Source organism: Streptomyces sp. NPDC050416 (assembly GCF_044458845.1).
Taxonomy (GTDB): domain Bacteria; phylum Actinomycetota; class Actinomycetes; order Streptomycetales; family Streptomycetaceae; genus Streptomyces.
In genome coordinates this window covers 260,749-278,264 of record NZ_JBITII010000010.1, presented here as the reverse complement: position 1 = coordinate 278,264, position 17,516 = coordinate 260,749, and the positions used below count along the sequence as shown (strand labels likewise).

Sequence of the window (17,516 nt, the reverse complement as noted above, 5' to 3'; positions counted from 1 at the left end):
TACCTCGATCTACGAGAAAGGGCGGAGAGACATACCTCAGGGGCGCGGGGAACTGCGCGATCAGCCACGACGCGGCCGCAGCCACCGATGACCGGCAGCCCTACGGCGGAAGGGCGTTTTCAGCCCTTGACGGCCCCCGTGAGCATGCCCTTCTTGAAGTGCTTCTGGACGAAGGGCGACAGCACGGCGACGGGAAGCAGAGCCATGACCATCACCGCCATCTGGATCGAGAGGGCCGAAATCTGGCCGGTGTTGATCTGCGCGGCGAGCCCGACCGGACGCTCCTGCTTCTGCACGAGCTGGATCATGACGTTCTGCAGCGGCATCATGTCTTGGTCGGTGAGGTAGATGGAGGCGTTGAACCAGGCGCTCCAGTAGCCCACCGCGTAGAACAGGGAGATCACCGCGATCACGGCACGGGAGAGCGGCATGACGATCTGCCACAGGATCCGGAAGTCCCCGGCACCGTCGATCCGTGCGCTGTCGGTGAGTTCCTGCGAGATGTTCATGAAGAACGCCCGCAGGACCAGGATGTTGAAGACGCTGACCGCGCTGGGCAGGATCAGCGCCAGATAGGTGTCGGTCAGCCCGAGCGCCTGCACCAGCAGGTAGGTCGGGATCAGCCCGGCGCCGAAGAACATCGTCGCGAGCAAGGTCATCAGGATCCAGCGATGGCCGAGCGAGCCGGAGCGCGAGAGCCCGTAGGCGCACAGCACCGACACCGTCATGCTGAACAGCGTGCCGACGAGGGTGACGCCGAGGCTGACAAGCGCCGCGCGCTGGACCTGGCCACCGCTGAGCAGTTCCTGGTAGGCGATGAAGGTGATGTCCTTGGGGATCACCACCAGCCCGCCGGCCGCGTCGATGGTCTTCTTCGATGACAGGCTGGTGACGATCACGATCCACAGGGGGAAAAGGATCGCGAAGCAGGCGAAGGCGAGGACGATGCCCTTGGCCGCGAGTCCGGCCTTGGCGGGCTCCTCCTCCCAGGACGGGCGGGGCGGGGCGGTCCAGGGGCTGGACTTCTTGGCCACCTCGGTCAGCGACGGCCGGTCGACGACTGTGCTCACTTCTTGTACACCCCCTGCTCGCCCATGAGGTGGGCGACCTTGTTCGCCACCAGGACGAGGGTCAGGCCGACGATGCCCTTGATCAGTCCGGCGGCGGCCGCGTAACTGAAGTCCTGGTTACGGATGCCGTTCCACCACACGTACGTGTCGAGCACCTCCGACGCCTCCGGCCCGACCGCGTCGCGTTGCAGCAGCAGCTGCTCGAAGCCGACGGTGAGGGCGTCGCCGACCCGCAGGACCAGCAGGAGGGCGATGACCGGCCGCAGCGCGGGGAGCGTGATGTGCCACATGCGGCGCCAGCGCCCGGCACCGTCCATCGCGGAGGCTTCGTACAGATCGTTGCTGACTGAGGAGAGGGCCGCGAGGAAGACGATGACGCCCCAGCCCGCGTCCTTCCAGATGCCCTCGACCGTGACCAGGTACTTGAAGATCTCCGGGTCGGTCATGATGTCGAACCCGCCACGCCCGTGATCGCGCAGGGTCTGCGCGATGATGCCCGCGCCGCCGAAGATCTGCTGGAAGACCGTGACCACCAGGACCCACGAGAAGAAGTGGGGGAGGTACAGGACCGCCTGGGCGACAGCCCGGACCCGGGGCCTGATCACGCTGTTGATGAGCAGCGCGAGCAGGATCGGCACCGGGAAGAAGAGCACGAGCTGGAGGAAGAACAACACGAAGGTGTTCTGCACCGCGTGCCAGAACTCGGAGTCGGAGAAGACCCGTTCGAACTGCTCCAGGCCGACCCATGGACTCTCGAACATGGCGACGAAGCCGTTTTCGCTGAGGTACGGGTCGTAGTCCTGGAAGGCGACGACGTTGCCGAGGATCGGCACGTAGTTGAAGACGAGCACCAGCAGCACGGCCGGTACGGTCATCAGGACGAGCGTCCGGTCACGCCGGAAGCGGATCCGCAGGCTCAGCTTTCCCGCGCCTCTCCCCTTGCGCTTCCCGGCCGGCCGGCCCCGCCCGGAGGACCCCTCCGCCTTCGTCGTACCGTCCGTCGTGTGCGCCTCGGCCCTGCTGCGAGGCACCGTGCTGTGGGACACGGCCTTCTCCTTGCCTCAGCCCCGGGTCACTTCGCGAGACCGTTGTCGTCGAGCAGCTTCCTGTACCAGGCCCGCAGGTCGTCGCCGCCCTGCTTCTTCCAGTCGGAGACCGCCTGCTGCATGTCGCTGATCTTCTTGCGCCCGCGCACGACGTCGTCCTCGAGCTGCTCGAAGTCGTCGGCCAGGTTGGTCCACCGGTTGGGCTCGGTGATGGTCATGCCCTGGAAGGAGGACTTCTTGGTGAAGGCACCCATCCGCTGCTGCCACTCGACCTGCTGCTTGGCTATCTCGGGCAGGTCCGGGTGGGCGATGTAGGCGGCCGGGTCGCCGGTGTAGTCGAAGGCGCCGTTGACCTCGTTGACACCCCTGGTCGTCTTCGTCGGCACCCCGTCCTTCACCGTGTAGTCGGTGCCCTCGACGCCGTAGACGGTGAGCATGTACTCCTTGGTGCCGTACGGCGAGGCACAGTAGTTGGCCAGGGCGAGGAAGTCCTGGACGACCTGCTTGGACGCCTTCTTGTTGACGAAGGTGAAGATGTTCGCGGGCTGGACCGCCCACAGGGTCGGGTCACCACCGTCGTGACCGAAGATGTCCATCACACCCATGTCGAAGTCCTTGTTCTGGGTGCGCTGTTCGGCCGTCTTGCCCCACAGGGCGGAGAGGTCGTCGTTGTAGACGAGGGACTGGCCGGCGGTGAACCGGTTGCCCGCGACGCCCTGGTTGGCCGCCTTGGCATCGGGGTGGACCACGCCGGCCGCGTAGAGCTTGCGGGTCCACTCCAGGGCTTCGAGATACGCCTCGGTCTCGATCCGGTTGATCAGCTTGTCGCCCTCGAGGTTCCACCACAGCGCCTTGTCGGCCCCGCTCAGCACGCCGAACACACTGAACGAGAGCCACTTCATGTCGTCGCAGGCCCACACCTTCGCCTTGGCGTTGGTGGCCTCCTTCGCCCAGGCCAGGAACTCGTCCGCCGACGTGGGGAGCGTGTAGCCCTCCTTGTCGAAGACGTCCTTGCGGTAGAAGGGGGCGATGTTCACGACGGGCGAGGCGGGCATCGGGATCGCGCGCAGCTGACCGCCGAAGATGGAGCGCTGCCAGGCGTCGGTGGGGACGGCCGCGAGGTTCGGGTAGTCCTTGACCTTGTCGCCGGAGAGGTACTCTCCGAGGTCCGCGAACTTGGCGTTGATGGCGCTCGGTATCTTGCCGTTCAGGTTCCAGCCAGGGACGACCACCACGTCCGGGATGTCACTGGAGGCGAGAATGGCGCCCAGCTTCTCGTCGTAGGTGTTGCCATCCTGGTTCTGCCAGCTGACCTCGACCCCGATGGCCTCGTTCATGGCCTTGTAGTACGGGTTGTTGTTCGACGGGGGCGTGCCCCAGAACGGGGCCATGATCTTGATCTTGCTTCCCTTGCCGAGCTTCTCCGGCACCGCGGTCTTCAGGGTGCTGAGGTCCAGCGGCCGGGTGAAACCCGCGGCCGAACCGTTCTTCGAGGGGATGTCGGGGCTGACGACGTTCCGCGCCACGAAGGCCGGAAGGAGCTTCTTGGCGTCCTTCCCGGAGGTGGTTCCCTCCTTGCGCCCTTCTTGCGACCCCCCGCAGGCGGCGAGCAGCGGCATCCCACCGGCCACCGCTGCGGTGGCGACCGCCGTGGAGGCGAGGAAACTTCTCCGGCTCGGTCCGGAGGAGGCAGAGGCGGCGTTCGGCGTCATTGCGTCAACCCTTCATGGCGCACCAGGACACCCGGCGGTGGGCCGTCGGCTGCGGTGTCTCGAGTGGAACTGGCTGAGCCGAAGCGAGCTTTCGACCCAGCAGGGGCCTTCTTAGTCGAAGCGCTTCGATGTTGCTGTGAGGTTAAGTGAACGCCCAGGGGTGCACAAGGGTCGTCCCCAAACTTCCTCGAAGGCGCGAGAGGGGACCGTTCCTCATGCACGGCTTGAAGGGACGGCACCGGTCCCTTGACACCCGACCGGTCGTCGACCCAGCATCGAAGCGCTTCGAAAGGGCCTCGCCGCTCCACCGCAAAGGGAATCCCACGTGACCGCACCCACGCCGCCCAGTCCGCCGTTCCGCGATCCGCGCCTGCCGTTCGCGAAGCGGATCGACGACCTCCTGTCGCGGCTCACGCCGGCGGAGAAGATCGCCTTCCTGCACCAGTTCGCGCCCGCCGTCGAACGGCTCGGCATCGCCGCCTTCCGCACCGGCCAGGAGGCGCTGCACGGCGTGGCGTGGATGGGCCCGGCGACGGTCTTCCCGCAGGCGGTCGGCCTCGGCGCCACCTGGAACCCGGAGCTGGTGCGGCGCGTCGGCGACGCGGTGTCCAAGGAGGTCCGCGCGATGCGCGCCAAGGACGACCGCGTCGGCCTGAACGTCTGGGCCCCGACCGTCAACCTGCTGCGCCACCCCCTGTGGGGCCGCAACGAGGAGGGGTACTCGGAGGACCCCAAGCTCACCTCGGCGATCGCCACCGCCTATACGCACGGCCTGCGCGGCGACCACCCCACCTACTGGCGCACCGCGCCCGTGCTGAAGCACTGGCTCGCCCACAACAACGAGACCGACCGGTCGACGACGTCCAGCTCGGTGCGCCCGCGCGTGCTGCACGAGTACGACCTGAAGGCCTTCCGCGAGACCGTCGAGGCGGGCGCGGTGGCCGGGGTGATGCCGGCGTACAACCTGGTCAACGGCCGACCCAACCACGTCTCCCCCTACCTGCGCGAGCACCTGCGCACCTGGACCGACGAGGACCTGCTGGTCTGCTCCGACGCGGGCGCGCCGAGCAACCTGGTCGACTCCGAGCACTACTTCGACACCCACGAGGAAGCCACCGCGGCCTCCCTCGTGGCGGGCGTCGACAGCTTCACGGACCACGGCACGGACTCCTCGCAGATGATCGGCCGCCTGCAAGGCGCCCTGGAGCGCGGGCTGCTGACCGAGGCCGACGTCGACACCGCCGTCCGCCGGCAGCTCTCGGTCCGCTTCCGGCTGGGCGAGTTCGACCCGGAGTACGACCCGCACGGCGCCACCAGCGAGTTCGACACCCCGGCGCACCGTGCCCTCGCGCTGGAGGCCGCCGAGCAGGCGATCGTGCTGCTCAAGAACGACGGGGTGCTGCCGCTCGCCCCGGACACCCGGGTCGCGGTGGTCGGTCTGCTCGCCGACGAGTGCAAGCTCGACTGGTACAGCGGCACGCTCCTCCACCGCTCGACCCCACTGGAGGGCCTGTACGAGCGGTTCGGCGCGGACCGGGTGGAGTTCACCGAGGGCGTGGACCGGGTCCGGTTGAAGACCTCCGCGGGTGCCTTCCTGCACGTGCCGGTGGCCGAGGACGCCGCCGACGAGGTGCGCGGCGCCGAGGGCGCGCTCGACCCGGCGCTGCTCGCGGGCCGCACCGACCTGCCCCCGCTCACCACCGACGCGACCGGCACCGAGCTGGCGCTGGTCGACTGGGGCGAGGGCGTGCTGACCCTGCGCGCCCCCGACGGCCGCTACCTCTCGGTCGCCGACGACGGCCGCGTCCGCGCCTCCGCCGACCAGCCGGGGGGCTGGGTCGTCCAGGAGACGTTCCGACTGGAACCGCACGGGAACGGGCACCTCCTGAAGCACCTGGGAACGGGTCGCCACGTGTGTGTCTCCGCCGACGGCGTGAAGGTTGCCGACGAAGATCCCGAGGTCTTCGAGCTGGTCGTCGCCGAGCGCGGCGAGGAGGCGGTGGCGCGGGCCGCCGCGCAGGCGGACGTGGTCGTGGTGGTGGCGGGCAACGACCCGCACATCAACGGCCGCGAGACCGAGGACCGTACGACCCTGCGGCTGCCCGGGCACCAGGAGCGGCTGCTGCGGGCCGCCCGCGCGGCGAACCCGGCGACCGTGCTGGCGCTGGTCTCCGCCTACCCCTACGCGATCGACCCGGCGGATGTCCCGGCCGTACTGTGGACCGCGCATGGCGGCCAGGCGGCCGGCGCCGCCCTGGCCCGGGTGCTGGCCGGCGACGTCTCCCCCGCCGGCCGCCTCCCGCAGACCTGGTACGCCGACGACGCCGCCCTGCCCGGCCTCCTGGACTACGACGTGATCGGGAGCCGGCAGACGTACCTGTACTTCGAGGGCACGCCCCTGTTCCCCTTCGGGCACGGCCTGTCGTACACGTCGTTCGCGTACGACGGCCTGACGACCCGGGTGGCGGACGGGGCGGTACACGTGTCCTTCACGGTCACCAACACCGGTGACGTCACCGCCGACGAGGTCGCCCAGCTCTACACCCGGGCCGCCGAAGCGTCCGTGCCGCGCCCCCGGCGCGAGCTGCTGGACCACCGCCGCGTCACCCTCGCCCCCGGCGCGACGGCCGCCCTGAGCTTCGAAGTCCCGCTGTCCGCCTTCGCGTTCTGGGACGTGGCCCAGGACCGGTGGCGTCTGGAGCCGGGCGCGTACGAGCTGCTGGCCGGGGCCTCCAGCGAGGATGTCCGGCTGCGGACGACCGTCACGCTCGACGGCGAGCCCGCCACACCGCGCGCGGTCGTCGCGGGCGGTCTGGCCGCGGCCGGCTTCGACGAGCAGAGCGGCATCGAGATCGTCGACCGGACGAAGGTGTCGGGCGACGCGGTGACGCCGGCGGACGGGACGGCGGGCGAACTGGTCTACCGGGCCTGCGACTTCGGCTCCGGCGTATCGGGGGTGACGGTGGAGGTGGCCGGCGAGGGCTCGGTCGAGCTGTCCCTCGACGGCGGCCCGGCGCTCGCGGTGCTGTCGACCGCCACGCCCACATCGGGCCCGTACGACTACGTCTCGCTCGGCGCCTCCGCCGACGCCGCGGGCGTGCACGACGTGCACCTGAGACTGCGCGGCCCGCTGCGGCTCGCGCACGTCGGCTTCTCCGGTTGAGGGTCCGGAGCAGGCCGGCGTAAAGGAGGGGCCCGGCACCGGAAGGCATCGGCGCCGGGCCTCTCCGCCCACTCTATATGAAAATGGTTCCCATGAGCTAGTGGCGGGGCGTCAGAGGGCGAGGCCGGTGAGGACCATCACGCGCTCGTAGGTGTAGTCCTCCATCGCGAACCGCACGCCCTCCCGGCCCACACCGGACTGCTTGACGCCGCCGTACGGCATCTGGTCGGCGCGGTAGGACGGCACGTCGCCGACGACGACGCCGCCGACCTCCAGGGCGCGGTGGGCCCGGAAGGCGGTCTGCAGGTCGTGGGTGAAGACGCCCGCCTGGAGGCCGTACTTGGAGTCGTTGACGGCGGCGAAGGCCTCGGCCTCGCCGTTCACCTTCTGCACGGTGAGGACCGGCCCGAAGACCTCCTCGCAGGAGATCGTCACGTCGGCGGGTACGTCGGCCAGCACGGTCGGCGCGTACGAGGCGCCGTCGCGCTTGCCGCCGGTGAGCAGCGCGGAACCCGCGTCGACCGCCTCACGGACCCAGGTCTCGACGCGCTTGGCGGCCTCCTCGCTGACCAGCGGCCCGACGTCGGTCGCGTCGTCGCTCGGGTCGCCCGTGACCTGAGCCTCGACGGCGGCGACGACGCGCGGCAGCAGCCGGTCGTACACGGACGCGTCCGCGATGACCCGCTGGACGGAGATGCAGGACTGGCCGCCCTGGTAGTTGGAGAAGGTGGCGATGCGGTTCGCCGCCCAGTCAAGGTCCTCGTCGCTCGCCCAGTCGGCGAGCACGACGGCCGCGCCGTTGCCGCCCAGCTCCAGGGTGCAGTGCTTGCGCGGCACCGAGTCCATGATCGCGTAACCGACCTTCTCGGAGCCGGTGAAGGAGATCACGGGCAGGCGCTCGTCCTGCACCAGGGCGGGCATCTTGTCGTTGGCGACGGGCAGGATGCTCCAGGAGCCGGCCGGGAGGTCGGTCTCGGCGAGCAATTCGCCGATGACCAGGCCGGACAGCGGCGTCGCCGGGGCCGGCTTGAGGATGATCGGCGCGCCGGCGGCGATGGCCGGGGCGACCTTGTGGGCGCAGAGGTTGAGCGGGAAGTTGAAGGGCGCGATGCCGAGCACGACGCCCTTCGGGAAGCGGCGGGTGAGGGCGAGCCGGCCCTGGCCGCCGAGGTCGGTGTCGAGCCGCTGGGCCTCGCCGCCGTTGAACCGCCGGGCCTCCTCGGCCGCGAAGCGGAAGACGGACACGGCCCGGCCGACCTCGCCGCGCGCCCACTTGAGCGGCTTGCCGTTCTCGGCGGAGATCAGCCGGGCGATCTCCTCGGTGCGCTCGACGAGGCGCTTGCTGACGTGGTCGAGGGCGGCGGCCCGCACGTGGGCCGGGGTCGCGGCGAACTCGTCCCGCACGGCGTACGCGGCGGCCACGGCCTCCTCGACCTGCACGTCCGTCGGCACGCTCACCTTGCCGACGAGCCGCCCGTCCCACGGGGACGTGACGTCGAAGGTGTCCTCGCCGGTGGCCTCACGGCCGGCGAGCCAGAAGGCGTGGGTGGAAGTCATGTTGGTTCCGGCCCTTCGGCGTTGGGGGTGTCCTGTACTGCGGGTTCCACGGTAGGGGCGGGGTGGCCGAACGGCGTTTGTCCAGGGCGTAGCAATAGGGGGCGGGCACACTACGGACTGGCTACTCGGAGCTGGTCGCCTTCAGGGCGAGCCAGAGCTCCATCCGGGCGTCGGCGTCGTCCAGGGAGCGGCCGAGGATCTCCTCGACCCGGCGCATGCGGTAGCGCAGGGTGTGGCGGTGGACGCCGAGGTCGGCCGCCGCCGCGTCCCACTGGCCGTGCCGGGACAGCCAGGCGCGCAGGGAGGCGACGAGGTCGCCGCGGCCCGTGGCGTCGTGCTCGTACAGCGGCCTCAGCATCCCGTCGGCGAAGGCCCGTACCGCGTCGTCCGCCAGCAGCGGCAGTACGGATCCGGCCGCCATCTGCTCGTGCTCCACAAGGACGCGCCCGCGCCGCCGCGCCACCGACAGCGCCTGCTCGGCCTGCTTGTAGGCGGCGGAGGCGGCGATGGGCCCGGCCGGCGCCGACAGGCCCACGACCAGTTCGTCCTGCTCGCCGCCCGGCACCTTCTCGCGCACGCCGGCCCGGGCCGACTCCAGTGCCGCCGCGTACTCCCCGCAGGCCGCCGCGGCGGCACCGCCGTCCGCGGCCAGCACCACCAGCCGCTCCCCCTCCGGCACGACGAGGACGGCCTCGCCGGCCCGGGCAGCGGCGGACTCCATGACGTCGACGAGCGCCGCGAGGGGGTCGCCGTTGGTTTCCGCGGCGGCGAGCGCGGCGGCGGAGGGCCGGTCGACGGCCGGGGCGCCCGAGTGGGTCTCGGCACGGGCCAGCGCGGCCGAGGCCGACACCGGCACCCGTTCCGCGACAAGCATCCGGAACGGCGCGTCCAGCAGCCCGCCGTACAGGTCACCGGCGACCGCGCGCGCGTGGTCCGGCTCCCCGGCCAGAAGCATGCGCAGCACGGCCGCGCCGATCCGCTGCTCGGCCGCCTGGAGGGACCGGGAGCGTTCCGTGGTCAGGGTCAGCAGGGCGATGGCCGAGTGGACGGCGTAGCGCTCGGCGGTGCCGAGGGCGGCGGCCGTGCCCACGGCGAGGGCCGCCCGGGGGCGGCGGCCCGTGCCGATGGTGTGCAGTTCGACCCGGTCCTCGTTCTCCGGTCCGCCGACCACCGACGAGGCGGGCGCGGGCCGGTCGCGCAGCCGCTGCACGTCGCCGGTGAGCCGCGTGGCCCGCCGCCCGGCCCACTCGGGTGCCGTGGCGACGACGGCGCCCGAGGCGTCGTACAGCGCGGCCCAGCCGTCGACCTGCGAGGCGAGCGCGGCCAGCAGCCCCTCGGGCCCGCCCGTCTGCGCCTGCCGGGTCAGCTCCCGCTGGGCGGCGAACCCGGCCGTGACGGAGCGGTACTGGTCGGCGGCGATCGCGGCGGACACGGCCTTGCTGATGGCGAGGAACGGCGTGCGGCGCGGCACCTCCAGCAGCGGCAGGCCCTCCTCCTCGGCCGCGTCGACCAGGGCCTTGGGGATCTCCTCGTAGTTGACGCCGACGGCGAAGCCGAGCCCGACCACGCCGGCCCCGACCAGCCGCCGCACGTAGCGGCGCATGGCCTCCGGGTCCTCGGCGTCCAGTTTGAGGGCGGTGACCAGCAGCAGTTCCCCGCCCTCCATGTAGGGGACGGGGTCGGCGAGCTCGCTGACGTGCGCCCAGCGGACCGGCACGTCGAGGCGGTCTTCGCCCGCCCGCACGGTGAGTTTCAGCGCGGAGTGGTGGACGAGCGAGGCGAGCGTCGGGGGCATGAGGCCTTCAGGTCTGCGTCAGGGCTGTGTGATCGTTGTGCTGTTTTGGCCGTCACGTATGAACGACCTGTGACGATTCTGCCTCACCGTACGGTCCCCGCGTACCGGCACGGCTGGAAGAGGCCAGCCCGGTCAGCCCCGGAGATCCACGAGCAGCGGTGGCGCGTGCTCGCCCTTGACGTCGGTCAGCGACAGCACCGCGTGCCCGGCCGGCACCCCGTGCGCCAGCTCGGAGGCGGACCAGCGCTCCCGTTCGACCTGCCGCACGGTCACCGCCCGCGCGGTCGGGGCCTTGCCGGTGATGACCCTCCGCAGCATGTGCGCGGCTTTGCCGGCGGGCGTCTCCGCGATGATCTGCCGATCGGTGACGTCCCGGGCCTCGGTCCACTCCTTGCCCCACACCTCGGCGAAGTCCTGCCCGTCCCACGGGGTGAGCCCCGACAGCGCCATCCGGCACCCGGTGGCCCCCAGCAGGGGTCCGCGCAGGGGACGGGGTACGTCGTCCAGCGTCCGCAGGGTCAGCACGACACCGGCGTTGCCGGACCGCAGCCGCTGGATGCCGCGCACGGCCTCGGGCGTCACCACGCCGGTCGCGTCATCGAGCAGCAGACAGGCGAACAGCGACCGGTCCTCGCGTACGGCGACACTCGCCGTGAACTGCGCGAGCACCAGCCGCGCCAGCATCCGGGACGCGTCGGCGTGCCCGCGCTCGGGCAGGTCGATCCGCACGCGTACGGGATGGTCGAGGGCCTTGAGGGTGAAGGGGCGGGTGGCCCCGGAGGTGTCGAAGAAGGAGGCGAAGGCCGGCCGGTCCAGCAGGGCGACCCGATCCGCGAGCACCCCGCCGACATCACCCGGCTGCCCCATCTGCCGCTCCCGGGCGTCCAGTTCCCGCAGCAGCGACTCCTGCCCGGCCTCCTGGAGCCCCTGCCGCAGCGCGGCCAGCGGCCCCGGCGCCCCGTCCAGCAGCTGCCGCAGCTCCGGCACGGACGGAAAACGCCCGTGCACGGCCCGGAACGGCCCCAGCAACTGCGCGAGGACGGTCGTGGAACGCCGGCTGTCACTGCCCGGATGCGGATCGGCGAGGTCCCCGACGAGCGCCTCGGCGAGCACGGCCGCGGCCTCGTCCGGGTCGCCGGTCCCCCCGTACAGATCCAGGTCGTACTCGGACTCCTGGTTCCCGATCCGCACGACGACGTCATACGCGTCGGCCGGCCCGAGCCCGGCCCCCGCCGCCCCGACGACGACGACGGCGGCCCGCCCGGCGAGAGCATGCAGACACAACGACTCGGCGAGCGGCCGCACGACGGTACCGGTCTTACCGGATCCGGCGGGGCCGACGGCCACGAGCGAGGTGCCGAGCAGGTCGGGCCCGAGGCCGAGCCCCGCGCCGCGGTAGGTGTAGGGGTTGCGGGCGTCGTCCACGGTGGTCCCCAGCCGTACCTGGCCGGTGAGCAGGTCGTGCCGGGCGAGCCGCGCCGGCAGGTCGCGCTCCCCGGAAGGATGGAGGCAGGCGGCGGCGCCGTCCCGCAGGACCGCGGAGCTGAAAGTGGCGAGGCTGTGCCGTCCGGTGCGCACGCCCTGCCAGGCACGGAGGATCCGGGCATGATCGACGTCCCGCATGAGCCCGGAGCGGGCCTCGGCGGCGAGCCGCTCGGCGGCGTCGACGGCTCCTGCGGCGCGGAGCTCGTTCCACTGGGCCGGATCGTCCTGGTCGGCCGGCTGCGCCTGCGGGGACTCCGGCCTGCGGAAACGGGGGGCGACGAAGCGGCGCCACACCTCGCCCCAGCGGCCGAGCCGCGCCACGCCGACCATGATCGCCAGGGCGACGAGCAGCTCGTACCCCTGGTACACCACGAACGTGCCGGTCTCGCCGATGCCGCTGTCGGCGCCGCGCCAGGCGTCGGGAACGATCAGATCGAACGGCACCCACCACCAGTTGCCGAGGTAGCCGTTCTGCAGCAGCGACCAGATCAGCCATCCCACCAGGAAGGCGATCAGCGCCCCGCTCAGCAGCTGGCGCGTGGGGATCTCCTCCGGCTCCTCCGCCGGCCGCGGCCGATGCCCGAACCGCCACACGCCGGGCGGCGCCTCGGGCCGGGGCGTACGCAGCCACGTCAGAAAGGAGGTCCCGTCCGGCACCGGAGGCATCCCGGGCGCCCGGGTCGGCCGGGGCGGCACAGTGACCCCCTCTGGCGGCACCCCGGGCACCTCCGGCGGCCCCGCCGGACGCGGCACCGGGTTCGCGTGCGTACCCCGCGCCTCCTGCGTCCCGTCGCTGTCCATCGCCCTTGCCCCCTGACCAGCCGCTCCGTCCACCATCAGCGAGCCAATCTAACGCCCTCCCCTGGGGAGTTCACCGCTTACACGGCCGGGGCGGGGGCACCAGCCCACGAGACCGCCATGTCCACCCCGGACAAGCCGCCCTTCCGACAACGCCCACATGGAGCATGCCCACCCCCCTCCCCCCGCCCTAGCCTGCGAGAAAAGAAGCGAAGTGGCTGTAACCATTCGTCCGCACCACCCCAGGAGCCCCGCATGACCGCACTTCCGCAGGAGCGTCGCGTCGTCACCGCCATTCCCGGACCGAAGTCGCAGGAGTTGCAGGCCCGCCGTACCGCCGCGGTCGCGCAGGGTGTGGGGTCCGTGCTGCCCGTGTTCACGGCGCGCGCCGGCGGCGGGATCATCGAGGACGTCGACGGCAACCGGCTGATCGACTTCGGGTCGGGCATCGCCGTGACCTCCGTCGGTGCCTCCGCCGAGGCCGTCGTGCGCCGGGCGTCCGCGCAGCTCGCCGACTTCACCCACACCTGTTTCATGGTCACGCCGTACGAGGGGTACGTCGAGGTCGCCGAGGCGCTCGCCGAGCTGACCCCGGGTGACCACGCCAAGAAGAGCGCGCTGTTCAACTCCGGCGCCGAGGCCGTCGAGAACGCCGTGAAGATCGCGCGGTCGTACACGAAGCGGCAGGCCGTCGTGGTGTTCGACCACGGTTACCACGGGCGCACCAACCTGACCATGGCGCTGACGTCCAAGAACATGCCGTACAAGCACGGCTTCGGGCCGTTCGCGCCCGAGGTGTACCGCGTGCCCGTGGCGTACGGCTACCGCTGGCCGACCGGCCCCGAGAACGCCGGCCCCGAGGCCGCCGCGCAGGCCATCGACCAGATCAGCAAGCAGGTCGGCGCGGAGAACGTCGCCGCGATCGTCATCGAGCCGGTGCTCGGCGAGGGCGGCTTCATCGAGCCGGCCAAGGGCTTCCTGCCGGCGATCCGTACGTTCGCCTCCGACCACGGCATCGTCTTCGTCGCCGACGAGATCCAGTCCGGCTTCTGCCGTACGGGGCAGTGGTTCGCGTGTGAGGACGAGGGCGTCGTCCCCGATCTGATCACCACCGCCAAGGGCATCGCCGGCGGTCTGCCGCTCGCCGCCGTGACCGGGCGCGCCGAGATCATGGACGCCGCGCACGCCGGCGGCCTGGGCGGCACCTACGGCGGCAACCCGGTCGCCTGCGCGGGCGCGCTCGGCGCGATCGAGACCATGAAGGAACTCGACCTCAACGCCCGGGCGAAGCACATCGAGGCCGTGATGAAGACGCGCCTTTCCGCCATGCAGGACAAGTTCGACATCATCGGTGACGTCCGCGGCCGGGGCGCGATGATCGCCATCGAGCTGGTCAAGGACCGTACGACGAAGGAGCCCCACCCCGAGGCGACCGCCGCGCTCGCCAAGGCCTGCCACGCCGAGGGCCTGCTGGTCCTGACCTGTGGCACCTACGGCAACGTCCTCCGCTTCCTGCCCCCGCTGGTGATCGGCGAGGACCTGCTGAACGAGGGCCTCGACATCATCGAGCAGGCCTTTTCCCGCATCTGACGTCGGCAGAGCACGCAGAGCGTGTGAAGAAGGTGTGCGAGGTGGATGACAGGGGGCCCTACGGCCTGTCCTGGGGCCAGCCCCTGTCGTAGGTTCTACCCAGATGAGAGATACACCCCGCCCACAGGGGACTGTGGGTGACATCAGGCCGAGGCCTCCCCAGCTTCGACCTGGTCGTGCCCTCGCGCACACAACCGGAGCCTGAGGCTCTGGATCTCCTCACCGATCGGACAGTCGCCCGCCCCAAACCCCCCGGGGCGCGCGACGTTCCGGTCCGGTCGGCCGCCCCGGAACTCCCCCCCCTGTTCCGGGGCGGCCGACCTCCATCTCCGGCCCGTCGAAGGTCATGCCGTTCCCCTGGCGGGCAGTGCGGGTTCCGGACGGTGTATCCCGCGCGGGCGGTATCCCAGGGCATCCGCGAGCCCGACGAGATCCGCGAGCAGCCAGACGATGGCGAGCCACATCTCCGTTCCCTGGAGCCCGGGTTCACGGCCCGGGCCGGTGCCGTCGGGAGCAGGGCCGAAGGGGAATCCCCGGCCCGGGTGCCAGCGACGCAGGGCCGCGGTGAGCTGGGCCGACGCCCCGGCACGGGCCTCCTCGGCACGGTGGGTGGTCTGCCGGGCGCAGAGCCACAAGGGATGGATCACGTCCAGGACGTTGCAGGCGTTCTCCCGGCCCGGTGAGAAGTACCGGGTGTCGCGCGCGTGGTCGAGAACCGTGTCGACCACGCGCTCCGCGTACGGCACGGGCAGCCCGAACTGGGCGAAGGAACCGCGGGTGAGCCGGTAGTAGCCGTTGACCATCTGGAGGCGCCCGGACTCGGGGGTGGGCGAGCCCCACATGCCCGTCCAGGGGTCGGCACGGGTGTGCAGCCAGCCGAACAGCGCCTCCAGCGCCCCGGGCGCGGCGGCCTCCGTACCGAGGCGCCGGTTCCAGTGCGCCGCGGTGGCCCAGGAGTCGACCCACGCCCCGGCGTGCCAGGCACGGTCGCGCCAGGGCAGTTCGGCCAGGCGCCCGACCAGTCGGTCCGCCGTGGTGGTGCGCACCGAGTGGACCGGGTGGGCGAAGGAACTGCCGAGCAGGTCCAGCGCGTAGCCGACGCACAGCACGTGGTACGCCGAGGCCCCGTCCTCCGGCAGCCCGGCCGGGCCGGGGACCGGCGGTGCCGCGCCGTACTCGGGGACCAGTCCGGTGACGGGGTCCTGGAGCGCACGCAGCCGGGCCGCGTGCTCGGCGGCGGGCAGGTGGGGCGGTGCTTCCCCGAGCAGCAGCGCGGCGACCTCGACTGCGTCGCAGTGCGCCCGCACGGTCGGCTCGACACCGGGCCGGTCGACGTACCGGCCGGTCTCGGGCTGCCGGCAGCGGTCGAGCAGACCGGCGGCCTGCGCGCGGGCGTCGTCGGCGAACGCGGACAGTTCCTCCATGAGCGCCGACCGTTCCGTGGAGGGGCGCGGTGCCGCTCCGCGCGTCGCTGGCACCCGCGGCTCCCGGCGGTCGCGTATCCGCCGGGCCGGGTTGCCGGCCGCCACCGTCCACGCGGGCAGGTCCTTCGTGACGACCGCGCCGGCGCCGATGACGCAGTGGTCGCCGATGGTGACGCCGTCCACGACGACCACGTGGGAGCCGATCCACACATCGTCGCCGACCGTGATCCCGGCGCTGGTGACGGGCTGCTGATGGACCGGCAGGTCGGGCGAGGTCCCGTGGTTGAAGGCGAGCAGCGAGCTGTGGGCGCCGATACGCACCCCGTTCCCGAGCGTGACGGTGCCGCGCACCACGGTGAAGGGGTTGATCGTGCAGTCGGCGCCGGTGCGTATCTCGCCGGTGACGTAGGCGTGGGCCGCGATGTACGACCGGTCGCCCAGGGACAGATGGTCCGGGTACACGGCGGCCGTCTCCGCGACGAAGCAGCCCTCCCCGAGCCGTACGGACGCAGCGCCCGGCTCCGCTCCCGACCCCGCTCCCCCGACCAGCCATTTCTGCCGCCGCTGCTGTGCCGCCCGCTGCCCCTGCGACGCCTGCTCGGCATAGAGCCATGGACAGTGGTCGAAGAGGCCGTCGTCGTCGTTCTCCGCCGGGTGGTTCACGTGATCCTCCACTGGGTCGAGCAGGTGGACGGTGGATATCCGTGCCCGTGCCAAGCTGGTTCCCATGCCGATCTCCGAGGACCAGGATCTCGACGAATCCGCCACCGCGCAGCTCCCACGCTTCCTCGCCGTCTTGTTCGGCGTCCCGGTGCTCCTCTTCGCCCTGATCACATGGCAGGTCGTCGCGGACGGTCCGCTCGTCCGTCTCGACGAGCGCGTCAGCCGCGGCCTCCTCCACCCGGACGGTCTCTCCGAGTTCCTCTCCGACCTCGGCAACGTCCAGGTCGCGCTCCCGGTCCTCGCCGTCGTCCTCGGATACCTCGCGCTGCGGACCCGCGGTACGGACCGCTGGTGGCTGCCCGTCACCGCCGCGGTCCTCCCCATGGCGCTGGTTCTGGCACTGATCGTGCCGCTCAAGGAACTGACGGACCGCCCGGGCACCCCGGCCGTCCCGCCCGGCACCGGCTACTACCCTTCGGGCCACACCGCCACGGCCGCCATCGCCTACGGCAGCGCGACCCTGCTCCTGCTTCCCCGGCTGCGCACCCCCCTCGCCCGCCGCACCCTCGTCACCGCCTGCCTCGCCCTCGTACTCGGCGTGAGCTTCGGCCTGGTCCGCCATGGCTACCACTGGCCCCTGGACGTGGTGGCCAGTTGGTGCCTGTGCGCGGTGCTGCTGTCGTCGCTGTGGCTGTTCCTCGGGCGGACGGCCCGGCCCGGGCAGCCCTTGTCGGGCTAATCGTCGTACTCCGTGGCCAGCCCCGCCGCCGCCTCGTGCATCGCCAGTTCCAGCAGGGCGGGGTCCGTCAGGGTGCCCGAGCCGTCCGGGGGAACGAGCCAGCGGACGCCGCCGGGTGAGGAACGGCCCGGGTACGGCACGACGATCCAGGTGCCGGGGCCGGCCGCGCGGATGCCCGTGCCGAGCCAGCGGGCCGCGGTGCCCGGCGGCACGAAGAATCCCATGCGCGCGTCGCCGAAGTCGACGAGCACGGGGCCCGGCTGGTCGAGGACGCGACTGAGCACGTCGAGCGTGGCGTAGCCGAGTTCGCCGGGCAGGATGAGGACGTCCCACGCGCTGCCGGCCGGCAGCAGCGCGACCCCGAGCGGGTTGCGTTCCCACTCCCAGCGGCAGCTCTCGGGATCGGGTGCGACGGATGCCAGCCACTCGACCGCCGTCTTCGCACCGGTCATCAGGAAGACCTCCTTCTCGCTC

Annotated in this window: 11 protein-coding genes; 3 read left to right on the top strand and 8 right to left on the bottom strand. The window is 71.7% G+C overall.

The window, feature by feature from the left end:
- Positions 1 to 119: 119 nt before the first annotated feature.
- The 3 genes from ACIBL4_RS29290 to ACIBL4_RS29280 are packed head-to-tail and all read right to left on the bottom strand — an operon-like array spanning position 120 to position 3,828.
- Entirely contained in the window at positions 120 to 1,070 is a 951-nt protein-coding gene (locus ACIBL4_RS29290; protein WP_399414790.1) for a carbohydrate ABC transporter permease, read from the bottom strand.
- Positions 1,067 to 2,116, bottom strand: coding sequence for an ABC transporter permease (locus ACIBL4_RS29285; protein ID WP_399414789.1), 1,050 nt, complete (start codon positions 2,114 to 2,116; stop codon positions 1,067 to 1,069). The genes ACIBL4_RS29290 and ACIBL4_RS29285 overlap by 4 nt, the downstream gene beginning before the upstream one ends.
- Positions 2,117 to 2,142: 26 nt before the next feature.
- Positions 2,143 to 3,828 carry an extracellular solute-binding protein gene (locus tag ACIBL4_RS29280; RefSeq protein WP_399414788.1) on the bottom strand — a complete coding sequence of 562 codons (1,686 nt, stop codon included), beginning with the start codon at positions 3,826 to 3,828 and terminating at the stop codon, positions 2,143 to 2,145.
- Positions 3,829 to 4,153: 325 nt separating this feature from the next.
- Here ACIBL4_RS29280 and ACIBL4_RS29275 point away from each other — a divergent pair, with 325 nt between their 5' ends.
- A complete protein-coding gene (locus ACIBL4_RS29275) occupies positions 4,154 to 6,991 on the top strand; it encodes a glycoside hydrolase family 3 C-terminal domain-containing protein (protein WP_399414787.1) in 2,838 nt (945 codons plus the stop codon).
- Positions 6,992 to 7,102: 111 nt separating this feature from the next.
- Here ACIBL4_RS29275 and ACIBL4_RS29270 read toward each other — a convergent pair whose 3' ends face one another.
- The 3 genes from ACIBL4_RS29270 to ACIBL4_RS29260 all read right to left on the bottom strand — a co-directional run bounded on the left by ACIBL4_RS29270 (position 7,103) and on the right by ACIBL4_RS29260 (position 12,629).
- The gene (locus ACIBL4_RS29270; RefSeq protein ID WP_399414786.1) at positions 7,103 to 8,548 is read right to left on the bottom strand and encodes an aldehyde dehydrogenase family protein; all 1,446 of its coding nucleotides are present in this window, start codon (positions 8,546 to 8,548) and stop codon (positions 7,103 to 7,105) included.
- Between the two features lie 121 nt (positions 8,549 to 8,669).
- On the bottom strand, positions 8,670 to 10,343 hold the full coding sequence (locus ACIBL4_RS29265; RefSeq protein WP_399414785.1) for a PucR family transcriptional regulator: 1,674 nt from the start codon (positions 10,341 to 10,343) through the stop codon (positions 8,670 to 8,672).
- A 132-nt stretch (positions 10,344 to 10,475) separates the two neighbouring features.
- On the bottom strand, positions 10,476 to 12,629 hold the full coding sequence (locus tag ACIBL4_RS29260; RefSeq protein ID WP_399414784.1) for an ATP-binding protein: 2,154 nt from the start codon (positions 12,627 to 12,629) through the stop codon (positions 10,476 to 10,478).
- A 252-nt stretch (positions 12,630 to 12,881) separates the two neighbouring features.
- Between ACIBL4_RS29260 and gabT the strand changes: the two genes are divergently transcribed.
- Positions 12,882 to 14,216 carry a 4-aminobutyrate--2-oxoglutarate transaminase gene (gene gabT / locus ACIBL4_RS29255; protein ID WP_399414783.1) on the top strand — a complete coding sequence of 445 codons (1,335 nt, stop codon included), beginning with the start codon at positions 12,882 to 12,884 and terminating at the stop codon, positions 14,214 to 14,216.
- Between the two features lie 344 nt (positions 14,217 to 14,560).
- Here gabT and ACIBL4_RS29250 read toward each other — a convergent pair whose 3' ends face one another.
- On the bottom strand, positions 14,561 to 16,369 hold the full coding sequence (locus ACIBL4_RS29250; protein ID WP_399414782.1) for an acyltransferase: 1,809 nt from the start codon (positions 16,367 to 16,369) through the stop codon (positions 14,561 to 14,563).
- On the opposite strand from ACIBL4_RS29250, the gene ACIBL4_RS29245 reads away from it, so the two are divergent.
- Positions 16,368 to 17,042: a phosphatase PAP2 family protein gene (locus ACIBL4_RS29245; protein ID WP_399414781.1), complete on the top strand. Its 675-nt coding sequence runs from the start codon at positions 16,368 to 16,370 to the stop codon at positions 17,040 to 17,042. The two genes, ACIBL4_RS29250 and ACIBL4_RS29245, sit on opposite strands and share 2 nt — an antisense overlap.
- On the opposite strand, the gene ACIBL4_RS29240 is transcribed toward ACIBL4_RS29245, so the two are convergent.
- Positions 17,039 to 17,494 (bottom strand): hypothetical protein, encoded by a 456-nt coding sequence (locus tag ACIBL4_RS29240; protein WP_399414780.1) that lies wholly within the window; start codon positions 17,492 to 17,494, stop codon positions 17,039 to 17,041. The two genes, ACIBL4_RS29245 and ACIBL4_RS29240, sit on opposite strands and share 4 nt — an antisense overlap.
- Positions 17,495 to 17,516: the final 22 nt, after the last annotated feature.